At 37.2% G+C, this 22,898-nt stretch carries 18 protein-coding genes; 5 read left to right on the top strand and 13 right to left on the bottom strand.

Annotated features, from left to right (window positions below):
* Positions 1 to 123 precede the first annotated feature (123 nt).
* The 6 genes from B0X80_RS00145 to B0X80_RS00120 all read right to left on the bottom strand — a co-directional run bounded on the left by B0X80_RS00145 (position 124) and on the right by B0X80_RS00120 (position 7,357).
* Positions 124 to 1,035 carry a hydroxymethylglutaryl-CoA lyase gene (locus tag B0X80_RS00145; protein ID WP_077337838.1) on the bottom strand — a complete coding sequence of 304 codons (912 nt, stop codon included), beginning with the start codon at positions 1,033 to 1,035 and terminating at the stop codon, positions 124 to 126.
* Complete coding sequence (locus B0X80_RS00140) at positions 1,035 to 3,080, bottom strand: acetyl-CoA carboxylase biotin carboxylase subunit (RefSeq protein WP_077338337.1); 2,046 nt, start codon at positions 3,078 to 3,080, stop codon at positions 1,035 to 1,037. The genes B0X80_RS00145 and B0X80_RS00140 overlap by 1 nt, the downstream gene beginning before the upstream one ends.
* A 37-nt stretch (positions 3,081 to 3,117) precedes the next feature.
* Complete coding sequence (locus B0X80_RS00135; RefSeq protein ID WP_077337837.1) at positions 3,118 to 3,975, bottom strand: enoyl-CoA hydratase/isomerase family protein; 858 nt, start codon at positions 3,973 to 3,975, stop codon at positions 3,118 to 3,120.
* 11 nt (positions 3,976 to 3,986) lie between these two features.
* On the bottom strand, positions 3,987 to 5,594 hold the full coding sequence (locus B0X80_RS00130) for a carboxyl transferase domain-containing protein (protein ID WP_077337836.1): 1,608 nt from the start codon (positions 5,592 to 5,594) through the stop codon (positions 3,987 to 3,989).
* A gap of 105 nt (positions 5,595 to 5,699) precedes the next feature.
* Positions 5,700 to 6,869, bottom strand: a complete 1,170-nt coding sequence (locus tag B0X80_RS00125) for an isovaleryl-CoA dehydrogenase (protein ID WP_076418743.1) — start codon at positions 6,867 to 6,869, stop codon at positions 5,700 to 5,702.
* Positions 6,870 to 6,961: 92 nt separating this feature from the next.
* A complete protein-coding gene (locus B0X80_RS00120; RefSeq protein ID WP_076418742.1) occupies positions 6,962 to 7,357 on the bottom strand; it encodes a MerR family transcriptional regulator in 396 nt (131 codons plus the stop codon).
* Positions 7,358 to 7,581: 224 nt separating this feature from the next.
* On the opposite strand from B0X80_RS00120, the gene B0X80_RS00115 reads away from it, so the two are divergent.
* Positions 7,582 to 8,766, top strand: a complete 1,185-nt coding sequence (locus B0X80_RS00115) for an acetyl-CoA C-acyltransferase (protein ID WP_077337835.1) — start codon at positions 7,582 to 7,584, stop codon at positions 8,764 to 8,766.
* Between the two features lie 139 nt (positions 8,767 to 8,905).
* On the opposite strand, the gene B0X80_RS00110 is transcribed toward B0X80_RS00115, so the two are convergent.
* The 4 genes from B0X80_RS00110 to nhaA form a co-directional block, all read right to left on the bottom strand.
* On the bottom strand, positions 8,906 to 9,562 hold the full coding sequence (locus B0X80_RS00110; protein ID WP_077337834.1) for a nitroreductase family protein: 657 nt from the start codon (positions 9,560 to 9,562) through the stop codon (positions 8,906 to 8,908).
* A 249-nt stretch (positions 9,563 to 9,811) separates the two neighbouring features.
* Positions 9,812 to 10,177 (bottom strand): HPF/RaiA family ribosome-associated protein, encoded by a 366-nt coding sequence (locus B0X80_RS00105; RefSeq protein ID WP_077337833.1) that lies wholly within the window; start codon positions 10,175 to 10,177, stop codon positions 9,812 to 9,814.
* 42 nt (positions 10,178 to 10,219) lie between these two features.
* A complete protein-coding gene (locus B0X80_RS00100; protein ID WP_077337832.1) occupies positions 10,220 to 10,681 on the bottom strand; it encodes a hypothetical protein in 462 nt (153 codons plus the stop codon).
* Complete coding sequence (gene nhaA, locus B0X80_RS00095) at positions 10,678 to 11,880, bottom strand: Na+/H+ antiporter NhaA (protein ID WP_076420609.1); 1,203 nt, start codon at positions 11,878 to 11,880, stop codon at positions 10,678 to 10,680. Before nhaA ends, B0X80_RS00100 begins: the two co-directional genes overlap by 4 nt.
* 156 nt (positions 11,881 to 12,036) lie before the next feature.
* Between nhaA and nhaR the strand changes: the two genes are divergently transcribed.
* Positions 12,037 to 12,945: a transcriptional activator NhaR gene (gene nhaR / locus B0X80_RS00090; RefSeq protein WP_077337831.1), complete on the top strand. Its 909-nt coding sequence runs from the start codon at positions 12,037 to 12,039 to the stop codon at positions 12,943 to 12,945.
* 60 nt (positions 12,946 to 13,005) lie between these two features.
* Here the strand turns inward: nhaR and B0X80_RS00085 are convergent, their stop codons facing one another.
* Positions 13,006 to 15,372: an alkaline phosphatase D family protein gene (locus B0X80_RS00085; protein ID WP_077337830.1), complete on the bottom strand. Its 2,367-nt coding sequence runs from the start codon at positions 15,370 to 15,372 to the stop codon at positions 13,006 to 13,008.
* Between the two features lie 442 nt (positions 15,373 to 15,814).
* On the opposite strand from B0X80_RS00085, the gene B0X80_RS00080 reads away from it, so the two are divergent.
* The 3 genes from B0X80_RS00080 to B0X80_RS00070 all read left to right on the top strand — a co-directional run bounded on the left by B0X80_RS00080 (position 15,815) and on the right by B0X80_RS00070 (position 19,959).
* On the top strand, positions 15,815 to 16,885 hold the full coding sequence (locus B0X80_RS00080) for a branched-chain amino acid aminotransferase (RefSeq protein WP_077337829.1): 1,071 nt from the start codon (positions 15,815 to 15,817) through the stop codon (positions 16,883 to 16,885).
* 354 nt (positions 16,886 to 17,239) lie between these two features.
* Positions 17,240 to 17,704, top strand: a complete 465-nt coding sequence (locus B0X80_RS00075) for a (2Fe-2S)-binding protein (protein ID WP_076419000.1) — start codon at positions 17,240 to 17,242, stop codon at positions 17,702 to 17,704.
* The gene (locus B0X80_RS00070) at positions 17,701 to 19,959 is read left to right on the top strand and encodes a xanthine dehydrogenase family protein molybdopterin-binding subunit (RefSeq protein WP_077337828.1); all 2,259 of its coding nucleotides are present in this window, start codon (positions 17,701 to 17,703) and stop codon (positions 19,957 to 19,959) included. Before B0X80_RS00075 ends, B0X80_RS00070 begins: the two co-directional genes overlap by 4 nt.
* 112 nt (positions 19,960 to 20,071) lie before the next feature.
* Here B0X80_RS00070 and B0X80_RS00065 read toward each other — a convergent pair whose 3' ends face one another.
* Together B0X80_RS00065 and B0X80_RS00060 are read right to left on the bottom strand one after the other, a co-directional pair.
* Positions 20,072 to 22,330 carry a xanthine dehydrogenase family protein molybdopterin-binding subunit gene (locus B0X80_RS00065; protein WP_077337827.1) on the bottom strand — a complete coding sequence of 753 codons (2,259 nt, stop codon included), beginning with the start codon at positions 22,328 to 22,330 and terminating at the stop codon, positions 20,072 to 20,074.
* Entirely contained in the window at positions 22,323 to 22,832 is a 510-nt protein-coding gene (locus B0X80_RS00060; RefSeq protein ID WP_077337826.1) for a (2Fe-2S)-binding protein, read from the bottom strand. Before B0X80_RS00060 ends, B0X80_RS00065 begins: the two co-directional genes overlap by 8 nt.
* Positions 22,833 to 22,898 lie beyond the last annotated feature (66 nt).

Here is a 22,898-nt window from a genome sequence, read left to right as displayed (position 1 = left end):
TTAAGGTTTTGTAAAGAAGCCCCCCTAATGAGTTGTTTTTTTACTCGTTAGGGGGTTGTTTTTTAATAACAAATTTTAAATGTAATTATTTTTTATGTTTGTTAATGTTATGTTATATTTTTTTTATGCTTTTAACGCTGTAGATACTTTAGAATTAGAAGCTTTGCCTAGTTTTTCACTTATAAACCAACCAGCTTTTAATAATTTATCCATATCAATGTTAGTTGTAATGTTTAAACCATTTAGTAAATAGAGAACATCTTCCGTAGCTACATTACCCGAAGCACCTTTTGCGTAAGGACAGCCGCCTAAGCCGGCTATTGAGCTATCGATAACCGATATCCCGTTTTGTAGGGCGGTATAAATATTAGCGAGGGCTTGTCCGTATGTATCGTGAAAATGCACGGCAAGTTTTTCTACTGGAATACGTGTTTTTACAGCATTTAACATTTTTTGAACACTGGCTGGTGTGCCAACACCTATGGTATCGCCTAATGAAATTTCATAGCAGCCCATTTGATAAAGCTTTTCTGCAACTTCAGCAACCTTTTCCGGCTCAATATAACCATCGTATGGACAACCAACCACACAAGACACATAGCCTCTCACTTTAATATTTGCTTTTTTTGCGGCTTCAATTAAAGGGATAAATCGCTGTAAACTTTCTTCAATTGAGCAATTGATATTTTTTTGGCTAAATGCTTCTGAAGCTGCACCAAAAATTGCGACTTCGTCTACATTAGCATTAATGGCTGCTTCAAAGCCTTTAATATTAGGGGTAAGCGCCATGTACTTTACGCCATTTTTTTTATTAATGCCGTTAAATACATCGGTAGATGTAGCCATTTGTGGCACCCACTTAGGTGATACAAAACTGCCACTTTCAATACTGGTTACTCCAGCATCAGCAAGCATATCAATTAAGATTATTTTATCTTCTGCTGAAATTAATTGTTTTTCGTTTTGAAGGCCGTCTCTTGGGCCAACTTCCACAATAGTTGCTGTTTTAGGGAAGTTTTCTGCTACGTAGCTCATTAGCTTTCACCTTCATTTTTTTCGGTGACTGAAAATTCTAGCAATTCAGCACCACCGTCAACCATATCGCCTTCAGCGTAGAATATATTATCTATAATGCCGTCTGCTGGGGCTCTGATAGTATGTTCCATTTTCATTGCTTCCATGATCACAAGTGGTTGATTTTTAGTTACCGTGTCGCCTGATTTTACTAAAATACTGACCATAGTACCGTTCATTGGTGCGAGTAAACCACCGTGATTGTCATCATTGCCATGGTCACCTAAATCAGCTTGAATATTATTAATAACAACCGCACCTTGATGGGTATATAAGGTGATGGTGTTATTTTCTAATGTTGCTGATACTGATGACTTTATGCCATCAATGGTTGTTGTTAATTGGTTTTTATCTACTACGCCGTAGCATGAAAATACGGTGTTATTAACTGAAATAAGGTAATTACCTTTATTTGAAGGCCTGTTGTTAGCAACAGCAACTTCTTCAATTTCAATATTGTATTCAGTCGCGTTGTGTTCAAGGGTTAATTTATGCGTACACTTATCATTAAGTTGCCAGGCATTGGTATTGTTCCAAGGCGATGTTGGATCAGTAGGGCTTACTTTTGATTGATTTTGTAAGAGTAAAACCAATAAGGCTGATTTTGCTATATCTATAGACGCTTGATTAGATAACGACTCGTTAGTTTTACGATTAAATATTGCATCGTGATGCTTGTCTATAAAACCTGTATCAATATCTTCATCAATAAAAGCTTTGCTGGTGACTAATTTACTTAAAAACTCTAAGTTAGTTTTAACGCCGCCCACATGATATTCAGCTAATGCTTTGGTTAAACGTTGTAAGGCTTTTTCTCTGTTTTCGCCCCAAACAATTAATTTAGCGATCATTGGATCATAAAATACGCTAACTTCATCACCTTGGCATACGCCAGTATCTATGCGAACAAACTCTGATTCTTCAGGTGTTTGCATAAAGTTGAGGGTGCCTGTATCAGGTAGAAAGTCATTGTCTGCATCTTCAGCATAAATACGTGCTTCAAAAGCATGGCCATGAATACTTAATTGATCTTGCGTTTTAGGCAGTGTTTCACCTGCAGCAACACGTAATTGCCATTCAACTAAATCTTGTTTAGTTATAAACTCAGTAACAGGATGTTCAACTTGTAGGCGTGTGTTCATTTCCATAAAGTAAAATGAACCATCAAAATCGAGTAAAAACTCAACGGTACCCGCACCTTGATAACCAATGGCTTGAGCAGATTTTATTGCCGCTTGACCCATTTGCTCACGTAGCTCTTCAGTCATTGCAAAGGCTGGAGCTTCTTCTACGACTTTTTGATGACGTCTTTGTACTGAACAATCGCGCTCGAACAAATACACAGCGTTGCCGTAATTGTCACAAAACACTTGAATTTCTACATGACGAGGTTGTGTTAAGTATTTTTCAACTAACATGGTATCGTCACCAAAGGATGATAATGCTTCACGTTTTACTGCTTCAAAACCTTCAGTAAATTTTTCTGCACTCCATATTTGGCGCATACCTTTACCACCACCACCAGCGGTTGCTTTTAATAGCACAGGATAACCCATTTTATCAGCAGCGCCTTTTATAACGGCTTCTGACTGATCGTCTCCGTGGTAACCCGGTACTAAAGGAACGTTCGCTGCTTGCATAATGTTTTTAGCCGCAGACTTTGAACCCATAGCTTCAATTGCGCCAATTGGCGGGCCAATAAAGGTAATGTTGTTTTGATCGCATAAGCGACAAAAATCAGAGTTTTCTGATAAAAAACCATAACCGGGATGAATAGCTTGAGCACCCGTTTTTACTGCCGCTTCGATTACTTTTTCACTTAACAGGTAACTTTCTCTTGAAGGGGACTTACCTATGTAAACCGCTTCGTCAGCCATTTTTACATGAAGCGCGTTTTCATCGGCATCTGAATATACTGCAACGGTTAAAATGCCCATTTTTTTAGCTGTTTTAATAATACGACAGGCTATTTCCCCACGATTAGCAATGAGAATTTTAGTAAACATTTTACTCTGGTTGTTTTGGGTTAGTTGAGTGGTCATGTTATTTTTGTTCCTTACTAAGTGGTTCATTTATCCAAAGAGGTGTTCTTTTTTCAAAGAAAGCATTTAAGCCTTCTTGGCCTTCGGTTGATACTCTTATATTAGCAATGCATTCGCTGGTCATATTGATCAGGTCTTCATCTACTGTTTTGTTGTTTACATCAAACGCGAGTTGTTTTGCTTGTTGAACGGCCTCCGGGCCATTACTTAAAATCGAATTTGTTAAACTTGCCACTGCATCGTCAAGTAATTCAGGCTCAAATACTTCACTGACTAACCCTAAAAGTAGGGCTTTATCGGCTGAAAATCGCTCGGCAGTTTGAAAGTATCTTCTGCTTGCTCTTTCACCTATAGCATTAACGACATAAGGGCTAATAGTGGCAGGAATTAAACCTAATTTAACTTCACTTAAGCAAAAGCTGGCTTTGTTGCTGGCAAATGCAATATCACAACAACTAGCTAAGCCCACAGCGCCGCCAAATGCAGCGCCTTGAATTTTAGCTATGGTTGTTTGTGGCATAAAGTTTAATGCTTTAAGCATAAGGGCTAAGTCTTGCGCATCTTTAAAGTTTTCATCGTATGAATAACTCACCATACGTTTCATCCAACCTAGGTTTGCGCCAGCTGAAAAGCTTTTACCTGTTGACGTTAAGATCATTATTCTAATGTCTTCACGTTCTGTTATTTCTAAAAAAATATCAGTAAGGGTTGCAATAATAGTATCGTCAAAAGCATTATGATTTTGAGGACTGTTTAACGTTACTGTTGCTACGCCGTTAGTACTTACCGTAAACAAAACCAAAGATGAGTTATCGTCTGTAGCTGTTTCGTTTGTTTTTGTATTTAAAATGCTTGTCATAACAACCTCAATTACATTCTGAAAATGCCAAATTTGGTGTCTTCAATCGGTTTGTTTAATGAGGCTGAAATAGCTAAGCCTAAGGTATCGCGAGTTTGTGCAGGATCAATAACGCCGTCGTCCCATAATCGAGCTGATGCGTAATAAGGATGACCTTGATGCTCGTAATTTTCTACAATAGGTTTTTTGAATTCAGCTTCGGCTTCAGCGCTCCACTCTTCACCTTTTAATTCTTTTTGATCACGCTTCACTTGTGCTAAAACACCGGCAGCTTGTTCTCCGCCCATTACTGAAATACGTGCATTTGGCCACATAAATAAGAAGCGTGGATCGTAGGCTCGACCACACATACCGTAGTTACCTGCACCAAAGCTTCCGCCAATTAATACAGTAAATTTAGGTACTTGAGCGGTAGCAACAGCCGTTACCATTTTAGCGCCATGCTTAGCAATGCCACCCGCTTCGTATTGTTTACCTACCATAAAGCCGGTGATGTTTTGTAAAAATACTAAAGGAATTTTTCTTTGCGAACACAGTTGAATAAAGTGAGCGCCTTTTTGGGCTGATTCACCAAATAAAATGCCATTGTTAGCAACAATACCTACAGGGTAACCATAAATACGGGCAAAACCACAAACCAGTGTTGTGCCGTATAATGCTTTAAATTCGTCAAAGTTACTTGAGTCAACAATACGTGCAATAATTTCTCTAATATCAAAAGGTTGACGTGAATCTTTTGGAATAATGCCGTAAATTTCTTCGGTGTTATAAGCTGGAGCTTGAACAGCTTCTATTTTAATTGATATGTCTTTAACGCGATTTAAATTAGCAACAGCGTTGCGAGCAATATCTAGCGCGTGATTATCGTTTTGAGCGTAATGATCAGCAACGCCTGATGTTCTACAATGTACGTCTGCGCCACCTAAGTCTTCAGCACTTACAACTTCCCCTGTAGCAGCTTTTACGAGTGGTGGGCCAGCTAAGAAAATTGTCCCTTGTTCTTTAACAATAATAGACTCGTCTGCCATTGCTGGAACATAAGCACCACCTGCAGTACAAGACCCCATAACCACAGCAATTTGTGGAATAGCTTGTGCTGACATATTAGCTTGATTGAAAAAAATGCGTCCAAAGTGTTCTTTATCTGGAAATACATCGTCTTGATTGGGTAAGTTAGCACCACCAGAATCAACAAGATAAATACAAGGTAAGTTATTTTCTTGTGCAATAGTTTGCGCTCTTAAATGTTTTTTAACGGTAAGAGGGTAGTAAGTTCCACCTTTTACTGTGGCATCGTTAGCAACAATAATACACTCTTGCCCAGCGACACGCCCTATACCTGTAATAATGCCAGCAGCAGGAATATCGTCGTCATACATTTTATACGCAGCTAATTGAGATAATTCTAGAAAAGGTGAGCCTGGATCGAGTAGGGCTTTTACACGATCTCGTGGCAGTAATTTTCCGCGAGATAAATGTTTTTCTCTACTTCTTTCACTACCGCCTAACTTAATGTTAGCAATTTTCTCTTTTAAGTCATCAACTTGCTTTTGCATATGAGCTGAATTTTCGAGAAAGTCTGGGCTACGAGTATTTATTTTTGAAACTATTTTAGTCACGAAGAGCCACCTTGATTCTTTTTTGTTACACCGATTGAGCGTTGTATTCCTCCTAAATATAGGAATATATTTAGGAGGTTGTGATTAATTTTTGGAGGAAATGGATTATTTTGATTCAGCGAATAATTCGCGGCCAATCAACATTCTACGAATTTCTGAAGTACCCGCGCCTATTTCGTAAAGCTTAGCGTCACGTAGTAATCGCCCTGCAGGGAATTCGTTGATGTAACCATTACCGCCTAATAATTGAATAGCATCTAATGCCATTTTAGTTGCTAGTTCAGCTGAATAAAGGATAACGGCGGCAGCATCTTTACGAGTGGTTTCACCACGGTCACATGCTTGAGCAACTGTGTAGGCATAAGATTTAGCAGCATTCATTTGTGTGTACATGTCTGCTACTTTGCCTTGTACCAGTTGAAATTCACCAATAGATTGACCGAATTGTTTGCGGTCATGAATGTAAGGGACCACTAAATCCATACACGCATCCATAATACCTAATGGGCCACCGCTTAACACAACACGTTCGTAATCAAGGCCAGACATTAATACTCTAACGCCTTTGCCTTCTTCGCCTAATATGTTTTCAGCAGGTACTTCACAATCTTCAAAGACTAGCTCACATGTATTTGAACCACGCATACCTAATTTGTCTAATTTTTGATGACGAGAAAACCCTGGAAAATCTCTTTCTACAATAAATGCGGTGATACCTTTAGAGCCCGCGCTTGTGTCTGTTTTAGCGTAAATAACAAATACATTGGCGTCTGGACCATTGGTGATCCACATTTTGTTACCGTTAAGAATATACTTATCGCCTTTTTTATCGGCTCTAAGTTTCATACTTACAACATCAGAACCTGCGTTAGGTTCAGACATAGCTAAAGCACCAATGTGCTCACCGCTACATAATTTAGGTAAGTATTTTAATTTTTGTTCATGGCTCGCATTTTTACTTAATTGGTTAATACATAAGTTTGAACATGCGCCATAACTTAAGCCTACAGATGCTGAAGCTCTACTGATTTCTTGCATCGCAACAATATGCTCTATGTAACCTAAACCAGAACCGCCATATTGTTCTTCAACTGTCATCCCTAATAAACCCATATCGCCAAACTTACGCCATAAGTCGTTTGGAAATTCGTTGTCGATATCAATTTGTGCTGCACGTGGCGCTATTTCGTCACGTGCGAAGGCATTAACTTGATCACGGATCATATCTACCGTTTCACCCAAGTTAAAATTTAGAGAGGTAAAAGAAGAAATCATTTGCAGTTCCTTTTTTGTATATTTACTTATACGTAATTAATTATTGTTAATAGGGTCTGTCGAAATTTCGAGATTACTTGAATCCTTAAATATCAACCGACTCTTATATTTGAAAGTGTTTTTTCACAACTTTCTTCTAGGTTTTCTAATTCGTCTAGTACAATTTTTATGTCGTCAAGTTGCTGTTTTAGATGTGCTTTTTTTTCTGAAATTATGCTCATCATTGTTTTTAATTGGGTAGCACTTGTTTTGTCGTGGTCGTAAAGTTCAAATATTCGGCCTGTTTCAGCAAGGGAGAACCCTAGTCTTTTACCACGTAAAATTAGCTTTAAACGTACTCTATCTCCATGACTATAAATTCGTGTTTGACCTTTGCGCGTTGGAGATAACAAGCCCTGATCTTCGTAAAACCGTATAGTCCGTGTAGTAATATCAAACTCTTTAGATAAATCGCTAATTGAATACTTTTTAACTTTGGCTGAATTCATTTTTAACCTTTATGTGTTTATACCGTTTGGCATCGTTAAAGTGATTGACGGATACACTTGCGCTATATTCATTTTTAAATATTAGCGGAAGTTTACGTTAACGTCAACTTGGTGTATGATTTAATTAATCGAATAAAAAAATCTAACAATAGATAAATTTTTTAAAATACTCTGGAAACAGAAAGCATATAAAATAAGTATAAATACAACGATGAGGAATTAACATGTCTGCTGAAGATTATGTAGTAATAGTATCTGCTGTAAGAACCCCTATGGGTGGCTTTCAAGGAGGATTAGCTAGCGTTGAATCTCCTAAACTTGGTGCAACCGCGATCAGCGCAGCGCTTGAGAAGGCTAACTTAGCGAATGACCAAGTTGATGAAGTGATCATGGGCTGTGTTTTACCTGCGGGTTTAAAGCAAGCACCAGCTCGTCAGGCATCTATTGGTGCAGGTTTAGCCTTGTCTACCGTATGTACCACTATTAATAAAGTTTGTGGTTCAGGCATGAAAGCCGCAATGCAAGCACATGATGCTATTTTAGCAGGATCAATTAATGTGGCTATTGCTGGCGGTATGGAAAGTATGAGTAATGCACCTTATATGCTACCAAAAGCGAGAACTGGTATGCGTATGGGGCACGGTCAAGTACTTGATCACATGATGTTAGACGGTTTAGAAAATGCTTATGACGGTATTTCTATGGGATGTTTTGCTCAAGAAACGGCAGACGCGGCTAGCTTTACTCGTGAAGATATGGATGCTTATGCAATACGTTCATTGTCACGTGCAAATGCTGCGATTGAGTCAGGTGCTTTTAAAGAAGAAGTTGCAGCGGTTACCGTTCAATCACGTAAAGGTGATGTTATTTTTGATACAGACGAACAGCCAGGCAATGCGCGCCCTGATAAAATTCCTAGTTTACGTCCAGCTTTTAAGAAAGATGGAACAATTACAGCGGCAAATTCAAGCTCAATTTCTGATGGTGCAGCAGCACTTGTTTTAATGAAAAAGTCTGAAGCGGATAAGCGTGGTTTAACCCCTTTATGTAAAGTGGTTGCTCATGCGACACATGCACAAGCTCCAGCAGAGTTTACTGTTGCTCCTGTTGGCGCAATGAATAAAGTATTAGCTAAAGCGGGTTGGACAACACAAGACGTTGATTTATACGAAATCAACGAAGCGTTTGCTATGGTAACTATGCTAGCCCTTAAAGAACTTTCTTTAGATGCTGAAAAAGTAAATGTTAACGGTGGTGCTTGTGCGTTGGGTCATCCATTAGGCGCTAGTGGTGCACGTATTATGGTGACATTAATACATGCCCTTAAAAATAGAGGTTTATCTAAAGGTGTAGCGTCACTTTGTATCGGTGGTGGTGAAGCCACAGCCATTGCGTTAGAAATGTTATAACATTATTTATCGCGAGTTCAGGTTTATTAGAGCGTGTTGGCCTTTTGAGTATAAATTTTATTCAAATTCAACACACTCTAATATACTCGTTTTATTGCTTGATAAGGGGTATTCGTTTTAATAAATATATGATCTGAAGCTATAAGACTTGAATAATTTTTTCTAAAGGAAGGCGAGACTTAGGTAATTTCGCGTTATAATCTTCTGCTTTGTCATGATAGCCAAGTACAAGTGCTGCATCGCATAAATACCCATCAAGCTCTTTTGCGAAAATTTCGCTAATTAATTCTGCATCAACACCTTCCATAGGCGTTGAATCAATACCTAATCGTGCAGCTGCGTGCATCGTATTTCCTAAGGCAATATAAGTTTGAGCTTTAGTCCATGCTTCATTGTTACCATCGGTATCTGTATTTAAATCGACAAATGCGAAAGCTCCAAATGCTTGTTCTCTATTTTCTTCTTGTGTGCGACCATTTTTTATATCCGCATCAATAACCTTTGCGTAATCTTCACGTGTATATTTAGGGTTATGTGCAAATAAAATAATATGAGAAGCCATTTTAATATGCGGTTGATTAAACTGGAATTTATTTACAAATGTATCGTGCATACGTTGTTTGGCTTCGTCAGACTCTATAACTATGAATTTCCAAGGTTGAGAGTTAATTGATGAAGGTGAAAGACGCATTGCTTCATAAATTATAGCTAAATCTTCTTGAGGTACACGTTTTGTTGGATCATAACGCTTTGCTGTGTAACGCTTTTGTAAATCGCTGATAATTGGGTGAGTCATTTTTTCTCCGTAAAATAGGCAGATATACTAACTATTACTATATTGAGTCGGTTTAATGAAAAAACAATTTTTTATGAGACTTATTGATGAATTAATTGTAAGTGTTTATTTTAAAATTAAATGTTGGTTATGCATGAAAGATAAAGTTTAGTGAACCTCTAACTCATTTTATTTATTGAGTTAGAGGTGGTTAGGGTAAAATTAAAAACGATTTAAATTAAATGTTAATGGGGATTTTATAGCGTTTAGTTATTGGTCTAAATATTTCTTTAAATCTTCTTCAACAGGTTTTTCTCTCCATGAAGGTCTATTTTTTTGTTTACGTTTTAGTTTTTTTACTAGAGTGGTTCGAGCTCTATTTAGTGCTATATTGACGGCTGAGGTCACAGAGTTTTGATTATCTGTTACCACAATGTCAGGCATGCCTCCCGCATGAATAACAACGCGACAAGTTTTATCTTTACCCCCTTTAGGACCATTTATATCATTCACTGTAACGGTAATTTTTTGAATATTGTCACATATTTTATTAAACATACGGATTGCTTTTTGGCGAATACGTAATTTGCTTTCATTGTTTAATTCAATATTTAGCTCTGTAATCGTTAATTCCATTGTGCGCCTCTTTAATAAAAAAATAAAAAATAAAAAGTTAGATTAGTTACAAGGAAACTTGGTAATTAAGGTTTCTAGTAATACTTCTTTAAGTGAAATATCAGCGAGTTTTTCAATGTTTATTGATTTAGCTACAGTTGAAGCAATTTTTTTTCTATCATACTCAATAGGAATACAAAATTGATAGGTTGCATCAGATTGTAATCCTGTAGGCGCTGTAAATACGCGTGTTTGATATGCGCGTTTTAAAAAGTCGCTCTGTGGTTCCGATTGTTTTTTTATCATCGCTTTGGGTTGCATAGCTGCATCTTCAGACAATAATGAAGAATCTATAAAACCATCGATATATAACTTACATGGGTTTATTTCACTTTTATCTTTCCCTTGTTGATATGCTGAACATGACTGAATGATGTCTGATTTAAAGTCAGCAAACGAAATGTTTGGAGATATAATTAAGGCAACAGCAGTTAAATTAAGCATTAGATGTTTTAGTTTTTTCATTGCTTTTCTCCTAAGTTGTTAAGTAATTTTTTTGATGAGTGTTTAATTAACCATGCACCAGTAAAGGCTGAAATTAATGAACCTACTAGTACGCCTACTTTGACCTGAGTTTGATAAGCTAGACCTTGCTCTTCAAAGGCTAAAGACCCGATAAATAAACTCATAGTAAAACCAACGCCACATAGTAAACACACGCCGTATAATTGCGTCCAAGTTGCGTCTTTAGGTAAGCTACACAGCTTTAATTTAATAGCGATAAAGCAGGCCGTAAAAATTCCGAACTGTTTACCAATGAACAGGCCTCCAATAATACCGACAGAAATAGGAGTAAATAATTCATCAACTGAAGCGTCAGTGAGTCCTACACCTGCATTTGCAAAGGCAAAGAGTGGTAACACAAAAAAAGCAACCCAAGGATGTAGTCCATGCTCTATTTGGTACGACATTGATTGAGATTTTTCACGTGCTATAGGGATAAACCAAGCAACAGCAAAACCAGCTAAAGTAGCATGTACGCCTGATTTTAATACGGCTGCCCATACAATGATTGACACCAATATAAAAGGGGTTTTATTTTCTAGTTTTAATCGATTGAAAATAAATAAAGTTACCAAGCCAACAATAGCGACAACTAAGCTGTTTGGAGCGAGATCTTGTGAATAAAAAATTGCGATAATTATTACTGCGCCAATATCGTCAATAATAGCTACAGATAATAGAAACAGTTTTAAACTTGGTGGTAGATGTTTACCAAATAAAATAAATATACCGAGAGCGAAAGCTATGTCTGTGGCCGAAGGAATTGCCCAGCCGTTCATTGCTACAGCGTCTTGATAGTTAAAAGCTACATAAATTAAGGCTGGAAAGATAATACCTGCGATGGCGGCTAGAAATGGTAAAACAATTTGATCGGGTCGAGATAATTGTCCGTAAAATAATTCACGCTTAATCTCTAAACCTACTACAAAAAAGAAAATAGCCATTAATCCATCGTTTACCCAAAGTACCAAGGGTTTACTGATTGAAAATGTGCCTAAGGTGATGCTAACGGGAAATTCTAGAAAATCATTGTAGCTCGCACTAAAAATACTATTTGCCATAACTAAAGCAAGTGCAGCGGCAATAACTAAAATAATACCTGAGCTAGCATCTGTTTGTATAAATTGCTTCCATTGTAGAACAAGTTTATTTTCTGACATAGATACTCCTTTTTTAGTTACCAGTAATAGTTATAAAGAAATAAAAGTAACAATAAAAGTCGTATAAAGTTGCGATGTACTCAATAATAAGTTGATAATAATGGTGTATTATCAACTTATTTATTTTTGTGAATTATCCTTCATAAAGGAAAGGTTATGGCTAAACTTAACTACCATCATTTGTACTATTTTCAAACTATTGCAACACACGGAAGTATTGCTAAAGCCTCTAGTGCTATACATATTACACCACAGGCGTTAAGTGCTCAGTTAAGCCTACTGGAAGAGCAATTAGGGTATCCGTTATTTGAACGTAAAGGTAAGCGGTTGGTTTTAAATGATATAGGTCATGTCACGTTAAGCTACGCTCAAGAAATATTTAGCTTAGGTGATGAATTACTGAATTCATTAAAAAACCATTCTACCGACTTTACTTATCGATTTTCTATCGGGGTAACCGACGTTATAGCTAAAGTATTTTCGTTTAATTTTTTGAAGGCTATATATACTACTGACGAGTCGATAAAATTAGTATGTAAAGAAACAAGCCTAGAGGTGTTATTAGGAGAACTTGCTACCAATAAATTAGATGCAGTGTTAAGTGATACCTCTTTACCGCCTTATTCTCCTTTAAAAGCATATAGTCATTTAGTGGGGAAGTGTGGATTAAGCTTTTTTGCGCATGAAAGTTTAGCTAAAAAGCTTATAGAAAACTTTCCGCAATCACTTAACGGTACGCCATTTTTCACTGCAGGAGAGGGCTCTAATCAACGCTTGAGTGTGCTGTCTTGGTTTGAACAATTAAATATTTCACCTGTTATTATTGGCGAATTTGATGACTCTATTTTAGCGCACTATTTTGGTCAAGCAGGGTATGGTGTATTTTGTGCGCCAACGATTATTGATAAACACGTGATTGAGCAGTTTGATGTTAAATTAATTGGTAGAACGACAGATATTACTGAGCATTATTATCTTATTTCTCCAGAGAGAAAAGTGAAACATCCCGCTGTACAACTGCTTTTAAAAGAAGGTAAAAAATTGTTTGAACAGCCAATAATCTAAGTTTAGGTATTGGTTGTATATTGAGTTAGTTATGGCTAACTCAATATTTTAGGGGGTATGTTAACTAATTATATTTTCACCACGGTTTTCTTTTTGGTGAATAGTTACAGGCCAGCCAGGAAATTGATTACTTGCCTTGCCATCAGTAACATCAACTAAAAAGCGGTATGAGTCTAAAGTATAAGTGAGCTTGTCTGTATCAAAGGTAATAAAACCAAAACCACTGCCTTTTTCATGGGCATGTACATATCTATTTTCAGAGCGTCCTACTTCAGGGTTTCCCACTGCATAGACGTAAATTTTATTACCAAAAGTATCTAAGTATTCACCTGTTTGAGCAAGCTGATGAGCCGGTCTATTTTTGTAAGGAATATTAGCTACATCAGGTAACCACCATCTTGGCCATCCCGCTGAAATTGCTGGAGTACAGAATGCCCAATTACTGTCACGTTGCTGATTAACACCATATTGAGTTAAGCTGCCTAAATGTGTGTCACCACAAATATGTAACGCCATAGAAGGTCGCATTATATCTATTGCTTTATTACGTGCAGATGCTGGAAAACCACTAGAGTCGAAATCATATTTTAAGTAACGGTTTGGTTTAGGCTGATGTGTGGCAATACCCGCAAATACAGTTTGGCTTAATACCGCTTTAAGTTTGCATGCATTCCAGTCTTTGCCCCATTTTTCTAAGAAGTTTTCTTGGCGTTTACCTAATAGATCTAACCCTGGCGGGTTATAAGCTGGATTGATAAATAGTGGATCTTCATTTTGTCCTGTAATGCCTACTTCAACATTAATACTTTCTGGTCCACTTTTCCATTGCCTATCAGCAAGAATAGCAAAGCTAACCCCACCGTAAACTAAGTCGCCATAATACGAACTAATTCCGTTAGTAGGAGTTGGATCATATGCATCAGGATGATGTCCAACATTAGTTCGGTGAACCGTATTTACGACTCTAGGAGATTGAATGTATCCTCCCAATATACTAGCGCCAAAATCTTTTTCAGGGTTTTTCATTGTGGCGCCACCTTCACCCCACAAGTTACCTTGTAATACATCGTGGTCATCAGGTAAACATACCGTTGGACTGTTTCGCATTACGTCTCTAAAAGCCCAACCAAATTGATAAAATTTTCTTAAATAGTTAAGAATAGATTTTGTGTCAGGACTACGAATATAACCAAATCCACCATGGCTTTCATAAAGTTGGTCGCCAGAGAAAAACACAAGGTCAGGATCAAGTTTAGCCACGTTTTCAGCCACTGGTTGATAGGGGAAGCCAATGTCATTTTGGCAAGTTAGTGCAGCCATACGTAGCTTAGAATCGCTAGGGTTTGCTTTTATATTCCCTGTCCATATATCAGGAGTTTCTGAGCCATCTTTGTGTTTTTCGATATAAACAATACGATAAGGTGTGTCTCGTGTTTCATCCCAATTAGCGATTCTAAAGGTGGCAACCCAGCCATCGTTATTCAATGCTTCTTTGCCTAACGATACCCATTTATTATTTTGTTTAACTTGTAATTCTAATGTTTGGTTGTCTTTATCGCCTAAAGGTCCTGTGAATGCATTTATTTTCATCACATAACCTTCAGTAGTACGAGAGTTACTGAGTGTATACATGCTCCATAAAATAGGACCAAATTTTTGTTCGTCGGTTACTGAGAATGCTTCACCCTGTAAAACCCATTGGTTAAAGCTATATCGACAGCCTTGGTTCTTTATGGGGGGTGGGTTTGTAGTAACAGACGCAATTGAAAAATTACTGACTAATGCAACATTACCTAATAATTTTTCAGATGGTTCTAAGTGAAATAGTTCACCTATTATTTTATTTGAAGCAATATCTTTGGCGACTAACTTTAACGACATAGCACCTAATTGTGGTGAGCCGGAAAGATGAATTGATATGCTTTTATCTTCAATATTAATAGTGAGTGGTATTTTTTTATCGCCAAGTACTAAATTATTACCTAATACACCACAGTCATAGCCTTTTTGAACAAAGCAATTACTCTTGTGTTCATTTAAATCGCTACGAGCACCTAAACGAATGCCTGCGCCTCCGTCTTTTAGGTTTTGTTCTAAACGCTTTAGATTGACTGAAATATTGAATTCGCTATTAACCTTGGTTAACTGATGCGTTAAAGAGTGGATACTTCTATTACCACCTTTACTTAAACATTGTGCTTCACCATTTTTAACTTGCCAATCTTCCATTGGATTAGCCCAGAACTCACCGCCAAGCCAAACTCTATTATGAGTTTTATGCCATTTATCTTGTGTTTTTGTTGTACCTGTTTTTACAGACGGATTATTTGTTTTTGTATTCGTATTCACACAACCACTTACACCACTGGCAACTACGCCAGCTGCAACAAATTTAAGGGCTGACCGTCTAGATAGTTTTTTATCCATGTTTTTTTGTTTGTTGTTAATTGTTGACTATATGATTGCATTTAATTTTATTAAATTCAAATGTATAAAAGTAGCTATAGCTTTTATTTGAATGATTTTTCTATTTTGTATGAAGAACTACTTAATTAAAGGTTTATTTAATATTGGTTTATGTAAAGCTTTAGTTTGTATAAATGCATGTGTTTTTATTCCAAATAATATTCAGATAAAATATTTAAAAAATATAAATCAATTGATTGAGTCATAAGGTTTGTTAATATCTTAAAAAATCAAACATCTAGCCAAAATACTTTCTTTAAAACCATAAGTAATTAATTACGTTTTTTGTTAAAAAATATTTACGTTTTTGAAGGTTTTTTCAACGCGCATCTTCTGTTTACACTGAGTATGGTGATATCATTAAAAAAAACGAATAACTTAACGATTTACTTGAGGAAATATAATGTCTATCACGATTCAGCCACTTGATGTGAATCAACGCCGATCTTGTCCTGAGAATTTTGCGTTTGGTACTACCTTTTCAGATCACATGTTTACACAAGAATACGACCAAACATCTGGCTGGAATAATGCTTTAATTAGCCCTTATCATTCATTATCGCTTGATCCTTCTGCTGCTGTCTTTCATTACAGCCAAGAAATTTTTGAAGGTTTAAAAGCTTATAGATCTCCTACAGGTGTTATTAATTTATTTCGTCCTGAAGAGAATATTAAACGTTTTAATCGTTCTGCTAATCGTATGGTTATGCCGCAAGTTGACGAAGCTTTGCATTTAGATGCTATTAAGTCATTAATCGCTTTAGATCATCAGTGGGTTCCGTCTCAAAACGGTTCATCGCTTTATATCCGTCCAACCATGATTGCTACAAGTCCTAAACTTGGTTTAGGTGCCAGTTCTAATTACCAGCATTTTATTATTTGTGGGCCAGCAGGCGCATACTTTAAAGGTGGTTTAGAGCCTATTGCTGTGCATGTTGCTGATAAATACCGTCGTGCTGTTGTTGGTGGTGTTGGTGAAGCTAAAACCGGTGGTAACTATGCGGCTAGTTTATATGCGTCTGAAGATGTTGTTAAAAAAGGTTATTCTCAAGTGCTTTGGTTAGACGCAGTAGAAGGGCGTTATGTTGAAGAAGTAGGCGCGATGAATATCTGTTTTGTTTATGAAGGTAAGCGTATTGTAACGCCTTCATTAAGTGGTAGTATTTTACCGGGTGTTACGCGCGATTCTTTGTTAAAGCTTGCTCCTACATTAGGTTATGAAGTTGCAGAAGAGCGTTTAGACATTGAGCTTATTCTTGCTGATATTGCGAGTGGTAAAATAACTGAGGTATTTGGTTGTGGTACGGCTGCGGTTATTTCACCTGTTGGCGTATTGTGCTTTAAAGATAAAGATTACGTTGTAAATAATCAAAAAACGGGTGCGGTGTCTAAGCATTTATATGATGTGTTAACGGGTATTCAGTACGGTACGCATGAAGACACTTTTAACTGGATTCAACCGGTTGAAATATAATAAAACGAGTGATTATGACTTTTATTAGTATTAATTAGTTTTATTTGTAAGTATTTATATGGTTTGTTGCTTTGTTGTAACAAACCATTTTTTTTAGATTTTAATATCTAATATGCCTTCCTCTTTATTAGTTGTAACAAAGTATTTCTAACTCATTTAAACTTATTACCTATCATTCTTAAAATCTCCTTATCTGTAGTAGCTTTACATTAAATTTATTAGGTAAGGCTTATTTGATTTTATATTTAATATCTTTATATACGTATTACGAATGATGGTAATTACATTTGAAAATGTTAGTATTCTGGTTATAAATTTTAGATGTTCAGCATAGTTATTTGGAATTCAATGCCCATGATTCAGTTAAATATTAACGATAAAAATTACGAAGTAGATGCGCCTGAAGATATGCCTATATTATGGGTATTAAGGGATTTGCTTAATAAGAAAGGAACAAAATTTGGTTGCGGTAAAGGTTTATGTGGTTCTTGTACTGTTCATTTAAATGGTGAGCCCATTCGTTCTTGCGTTACACCTGTAGGTATTGCTAAAAATAGTAAAATAAAAACGATTGAAGGTGTAGACGAAACTGGTGCTCATCCTATTCAAATTGCATGGAAAGAAAATAATGTACCTCAGTGTGGTTACTGTCAATCAGGCCAAATTATGAGTGCACTTTCGTTACTTGAATCTAATCCTAAGCCTTCTGATGATGATATTACTAATGCTATGCAAGGTAATATTTGTCGCTGTGGTACGTATCCTAGAATTAAACAAGCTATTAAAGATGCATCTAAAGCTATGGAGAGTAAATCATGAAAGCAGTTCAGTTAAATAGACGTGATTTTTTAAAATATAGTGGTTTTGGGGCGTCGGGTTTATTACTAGGTTGTGCTACCGCTAAAACGAATATGTTAGCTTCTACTTTACAAGGCGCTACAGCTGTTGATACTTCGCCTGAAACACTTAACTTATTTGTTTCTATTGGTAGTGATAATAGAATTCATTTAATTAATCACCGTTCTGAAATGGGGCAAGGTAGTAAAACAGGTATTACTCAAATTATTGCTGATGAGTTAGATGTTGATTGGCAAAATATAGAAGTAATACAAGGTTTAGGTAATTACGATTACGGTAGCCAAAATACTGATGGTTCAACAAGTATACGTAGCTTTTATAGTAAAATGCGTGAAATGGGGGCGTCTGCAAAGCGCATGCTAGAAAGTGCTGCGGCGCAATTTTGGCAGGTTGATTTAGCTCAAGTAGAAGCTAAAAATCAGGTAGTGATAAATAAGGTTACCGGTAAGCAATTAACTTATGGTGATTTAGCTGAACTAGCGGCTAAGCAGCCTGTGCCTGATGTTAAGTTATTAACACTAAAAAATGAGAGTGACTTTAAGTTTATTGGTAAACCTGTAGCGGCTGTAGATTTAGACGATATTGTTACAGGTAATACGGTTTTTGGTATTGATCATGAAATGCCTGGTTTATTAACGGCTGTTATTGTTCGTTGTCCTGTAATTCACGGGAAGGTTAAGTCGTTAGATGATTCTGCAGCTCGAAAAATTCCGGGGGTTGTTGATGTTATTCAAATGCCTGAAACAACCTTGCCTGTAGTATTTAATCCTTTAAATGGTGTTGCTGTTTTAGCAACGAATACATGGGCAGCTATGAAAGGGCGTGAAGCGCTTAAAATAGAATGGGATTTAGGTAAAAACCAAGACTATAACTCGAAAGATGCGTTAGCCATGATGGCTGAAACAGTGAAAAAACCGACTAAAGTTATTGGTAAGAAAGGTGATGTTGATGCGGGGTTTGCTAAAGCTAAAACTGTAATTGAAGCCAGTTACTCAGTACCTTTTGAAGTGCATGCGCCTATGGAGCCGCCAATGTCTACCGCTATGGTAACAGGTGATTCGTGTGAGATTTGGGCATCTTCTCAAAACCCTCAAGCTATTATGAAGCATACCGCTAACTTACTAGGTACCACTGAAGATAAAATTAAGGTGCATGTAACCTTATTAGGTGGTGCTTTTGGTCGTAAGGCTAAAGCTGATTATTCACTTGAAGCGGCTTTTTTGTCGAAAGCTTCGGGTAAGCCGGTAAAAGTTGTTTGGACACGTGAAGACGATATTCAATCAGGTTACTTTCATGCGGGGTCAGCTCAGTACATGAAAGCTGGGCTAGATGATAATGGTGGTATTATTTCTTGGTTGCAGCGTGTTAGTTATCCTTCAATTTTTAGTACGTTTAGCCCTAAAGATAAAGGTATTCAAGGTTTTGAACTTGGAATGGGTTATGGTGATTTACCTTTTGAAATGGAAAATTACCAAGCTGAAGCGTCAAGTGCTAGAGCTGCTGTAAGAATAGGTTGGATGCGTTCAGTATGTAATATTCAACAAGCCTTTGCTTTACATAGTTTTGTTGATGAATTAGCTCATAGCCAAAATATTTCTACACCTAAGTTTTTGAAGGCTATTTATGGCGCAGATCGTAAAATTAATCCTAAAGAAGAGTACAACTTTAAGTATTTTAACTATAACGAACCTTTAAAAAAGCATGCTATTGAAATTTCTCGTTATCAAGCGGTGTTAGATAAATTAACGCAAGAAGTTAATTTTGATGAAAAACTGCCAGCAGGACAAGGCTGGGGTATTGCAATACATAGATCATTTGTAAGTTATGTGGGGGTGGCAACTAAAGTCGAAGTAACCAACGGACAACTTAAAGTGTTAGATGTGCACTGTGCGATTGATTGCGGAACGGTTATTAACCCTGATCGAGTAACGTCGCAAATGGAAGGGGCCATGATTTTTGGCTTATCTCTCGCTTTAATGGGTAAAGTTGATATTGAAAATGGAGCAGTAGTTCAGTCTAACTTTCATGACTATCAAGTGCTTAGAATGTCGCAAACACCTAATATTCATGTGCATCTTATTCCTAACGGAAATTATCCGGGCGGTGTGGGTGAACCGGGTGTGCCACCATTAGCACCAAGTTTAGCTAATGCGGTATTTGCTGCAACGGGCGAGCGATATAGAACATTGCCATTAAATAAATATTTATCTGTTTAATACTTACCTGTTTAATAGTTAACCGTGAACACTAAACGGTAATATTTTGAATTTATAAAAAACCTAAGTAACTTAGTTGCTTAGGTTTTTTTTGCTTAATACTTTGAATGTTTTAAACAAAGTTAATGGACTTATTAAAAGGTAACTCTCTAATTCTTTTACCTGTAGCGGCAAATATAGCGTTACCCAAAGCCGGAGCGGCTGGTGGTGTACCCGGTTCACCAATGCCTCTTATTTTCTCTCCGTTTTCTAGCACTTTTACTTGAATATTAGGTGTTTGATTCATTCTAATGGCATCGTATTGATGAAAATTAGTTTGTTCTACTTTTCCGTCTTTTACCGTTATTTCTCCCATCATGGCGGCGGATAATCCAAAAATAATACCAGACATTACTTGAGCTTCAATATTACGAGGATCTAACGCTATACCTACATCTACTGCGGCATATACATTGAGTATTTTTATGCCGTTTGGTGTGTTTTCTACTTCTACTATTTCAGCTACAGGCACGCCAAAAGATAAGGTGAAAGCGATACCTAATCCTATGTTTTTAGGGCGCTTAGTATGCCAGTTTGCCATTTGAGCCACAGCTTCTATCACTTTTTTACTGGGATGATGATTAATTAAGTTGAGCCTACAGGTTAGGGGATCTATACCTGAGCTATGGGCTAATTCGTCGATAACACTTTCATGAAAAAATCCATTTTGCGAAGCACCAACTGATCGCCACGAGCTAATGGGTAGCATTTCAGGTACTTTGTAACCTCGTACTTGATAGTGTTCAATGTTGTAGGGTTGCTCCCAAGCGGCTTGTACTATGGAAACGTCAGGCCCAGCTAAAGGAATGTCCATTCTACCCATTTGGGAGGTTAATACCGAAGGACAAGCAAGTTGCAAGTCGAGTGCTTTTATTGTGTGATTGGTACTTACGCCTTTAAATTTAGCCAGTGCTAAAGGTCGGTAGTAATCGTGTGTGGTATCTTCTTCTCTCGACCAAGTAACTTTTATAGGTTTACCTTTTGTGTGTTGCGCTATTTCAATGGCGTATTTAATAAAGTCCATTTCTGCTCTTCGGCCAAAACCACCTCCCATATAAGTGGTATGCACAATAATATTATTGGGAGTTAGACCTGTGATTTTTTCTGCTTCTTTTACTATTTGTGTGGGGTTTTGATTACCTGCCCATATTTGAATTTTATTTTGTTCAATTAACACTGTGGCATTTAATGGTTCCATGGTGGTATGAGCTAAATAAGGAACCTTGTATTCACCTTTTATTATTGTTTCAAATGATTCATCTATATTCGTTATTGCACTGTCTACGTCGCCTTCTTGTTTGAGAGTGCTGTCTATGTATTCTTCAGTAAATGAATTTTTGACTACCTCGAACATTTCATCTGTTGACGCAGGGTAGGGAGCATTGTCCCAAGTAAAACTTATATTTTTAGCGGCTTGTAATGCATACCAAGTATTACTGGCTATAACGGCTACACCTTTGTTATTCAGGTTAATAACCTGTTTTACGCCTGTCATAGATACTGCATTTGAATCGTCGTAGGCGATCAACTTAGCGCCCAAATTCGGATTCATTTTAACGGTGGCATACAATAAATCATCAGCATTAACGTCTATTGAAAATTCAGCTGTTCCGGTACATTTCGCTACCATATCTATACGAGGTAACGATTTTCCTAGCAACTTCCAGTCTTCTTTTCTTTTTAATTGTATATCTGTAGGTGGTGTTATTTTTTGTGCTGTAGGTGCAAGTTCACTGTAAGATATTTTTTCTCCGCTACTACTTACAACATGCCCTTGGTAAGTAAAGAGTGTTGTTTTGTCTACTTTTAATATTTGTGCTGCAGCTTCAATAAGTACGGCTCTGGCTGTTGCTCCGGCTAATCGCATTTTTTCATATGCATCAACAATTGAAGAGGATCCGCCTGTAATTTGCATACCTAAAAACTTGGCCGGTATTTTGGTTAGTTTTCTAATACTGTTAGCCATTAGGCCATTATTGGTGGGAGCAAAAGGTAAGCCTTCTTCTAATACCGCTGCATTATGGTAGGTGCTTGATGCTGGGCCATGTTCTACTCTTATTGTTTCCCAGCTTAAGTCTAGCTCTTCAGCTACTAAAGCCGCTAGCGTTGTGTGTATGCCTTGCCCCATTTCTGCTCGGGGAGTAATTATAGTAACGCCTTGCTGATCAATTTTGATATAGGGCGTGATTATAGACTGGTTAAGTTTAGGAAATTTAAGTAATGGATTGTCTTGAGGTTGTTTGTATTGGTAATAGCCAAAAGCGACGCCACCTGCAATAGCGGTAGAGCCAATTAAAAAACTTCGGCGGGTAAATGTTTTTAGTTTACCCATTACTGTCACCTTCAGCTGATGTGCCTATTAAGGACATGGTGTGTTTTTCTTGAATTATATTGATCGCTGCAGTTTTTATGGCGGCTCTAATTTTTGGGTACGTACCACATCGACATAAATTACCAGACATGGCGTTGTCTATATCTGAATCTGTAGGAGAGGTATTTTTTGTAAGCAGTGCAACAGCTGACATAATTTGCCCCGGCTGACAGTAACCACATTGCGCGACTTGATGCTCTACCCAAGCTCTTTGCACGATATGCATGGCTGATGGTGTGCCTAGCCCTTCAATAGTTGTTATGTCGTCATAAACTTGTCCAACCGGAAATGTACATGAGCGAACGGCTATTTTACCTATATGGACAGTACACGCGCCGCACATGGCAATACCGCAACCGTATTTAGGCCCTTTTATATTTAGTTCGTCTCGTAATACCCAAAGCAAGGGCATATCGTTATCTACAACTAGGTTATGTGTTTTGCCATTGACTTTGATGTCCATATAAACCTTTTATTTTTATAATTATGGTAATTCCAATATTAATCATTTGTTGTTTATTTCTATTGA

Origin of the sequence: Pseudocolwellia agarivorans, assembly GCF_002000085.1 — a bacterium.
Lineage (GTDB): Bacteria > Pseudomonadota > Gammaproteobacteria > Enterobacterales > Alteromonadaceae > Pseudocolwellia > Pseudocolwellia agarivorans.
This window is presented reverse-complemented; position numbering and strand designations above follow the sequence as displayed.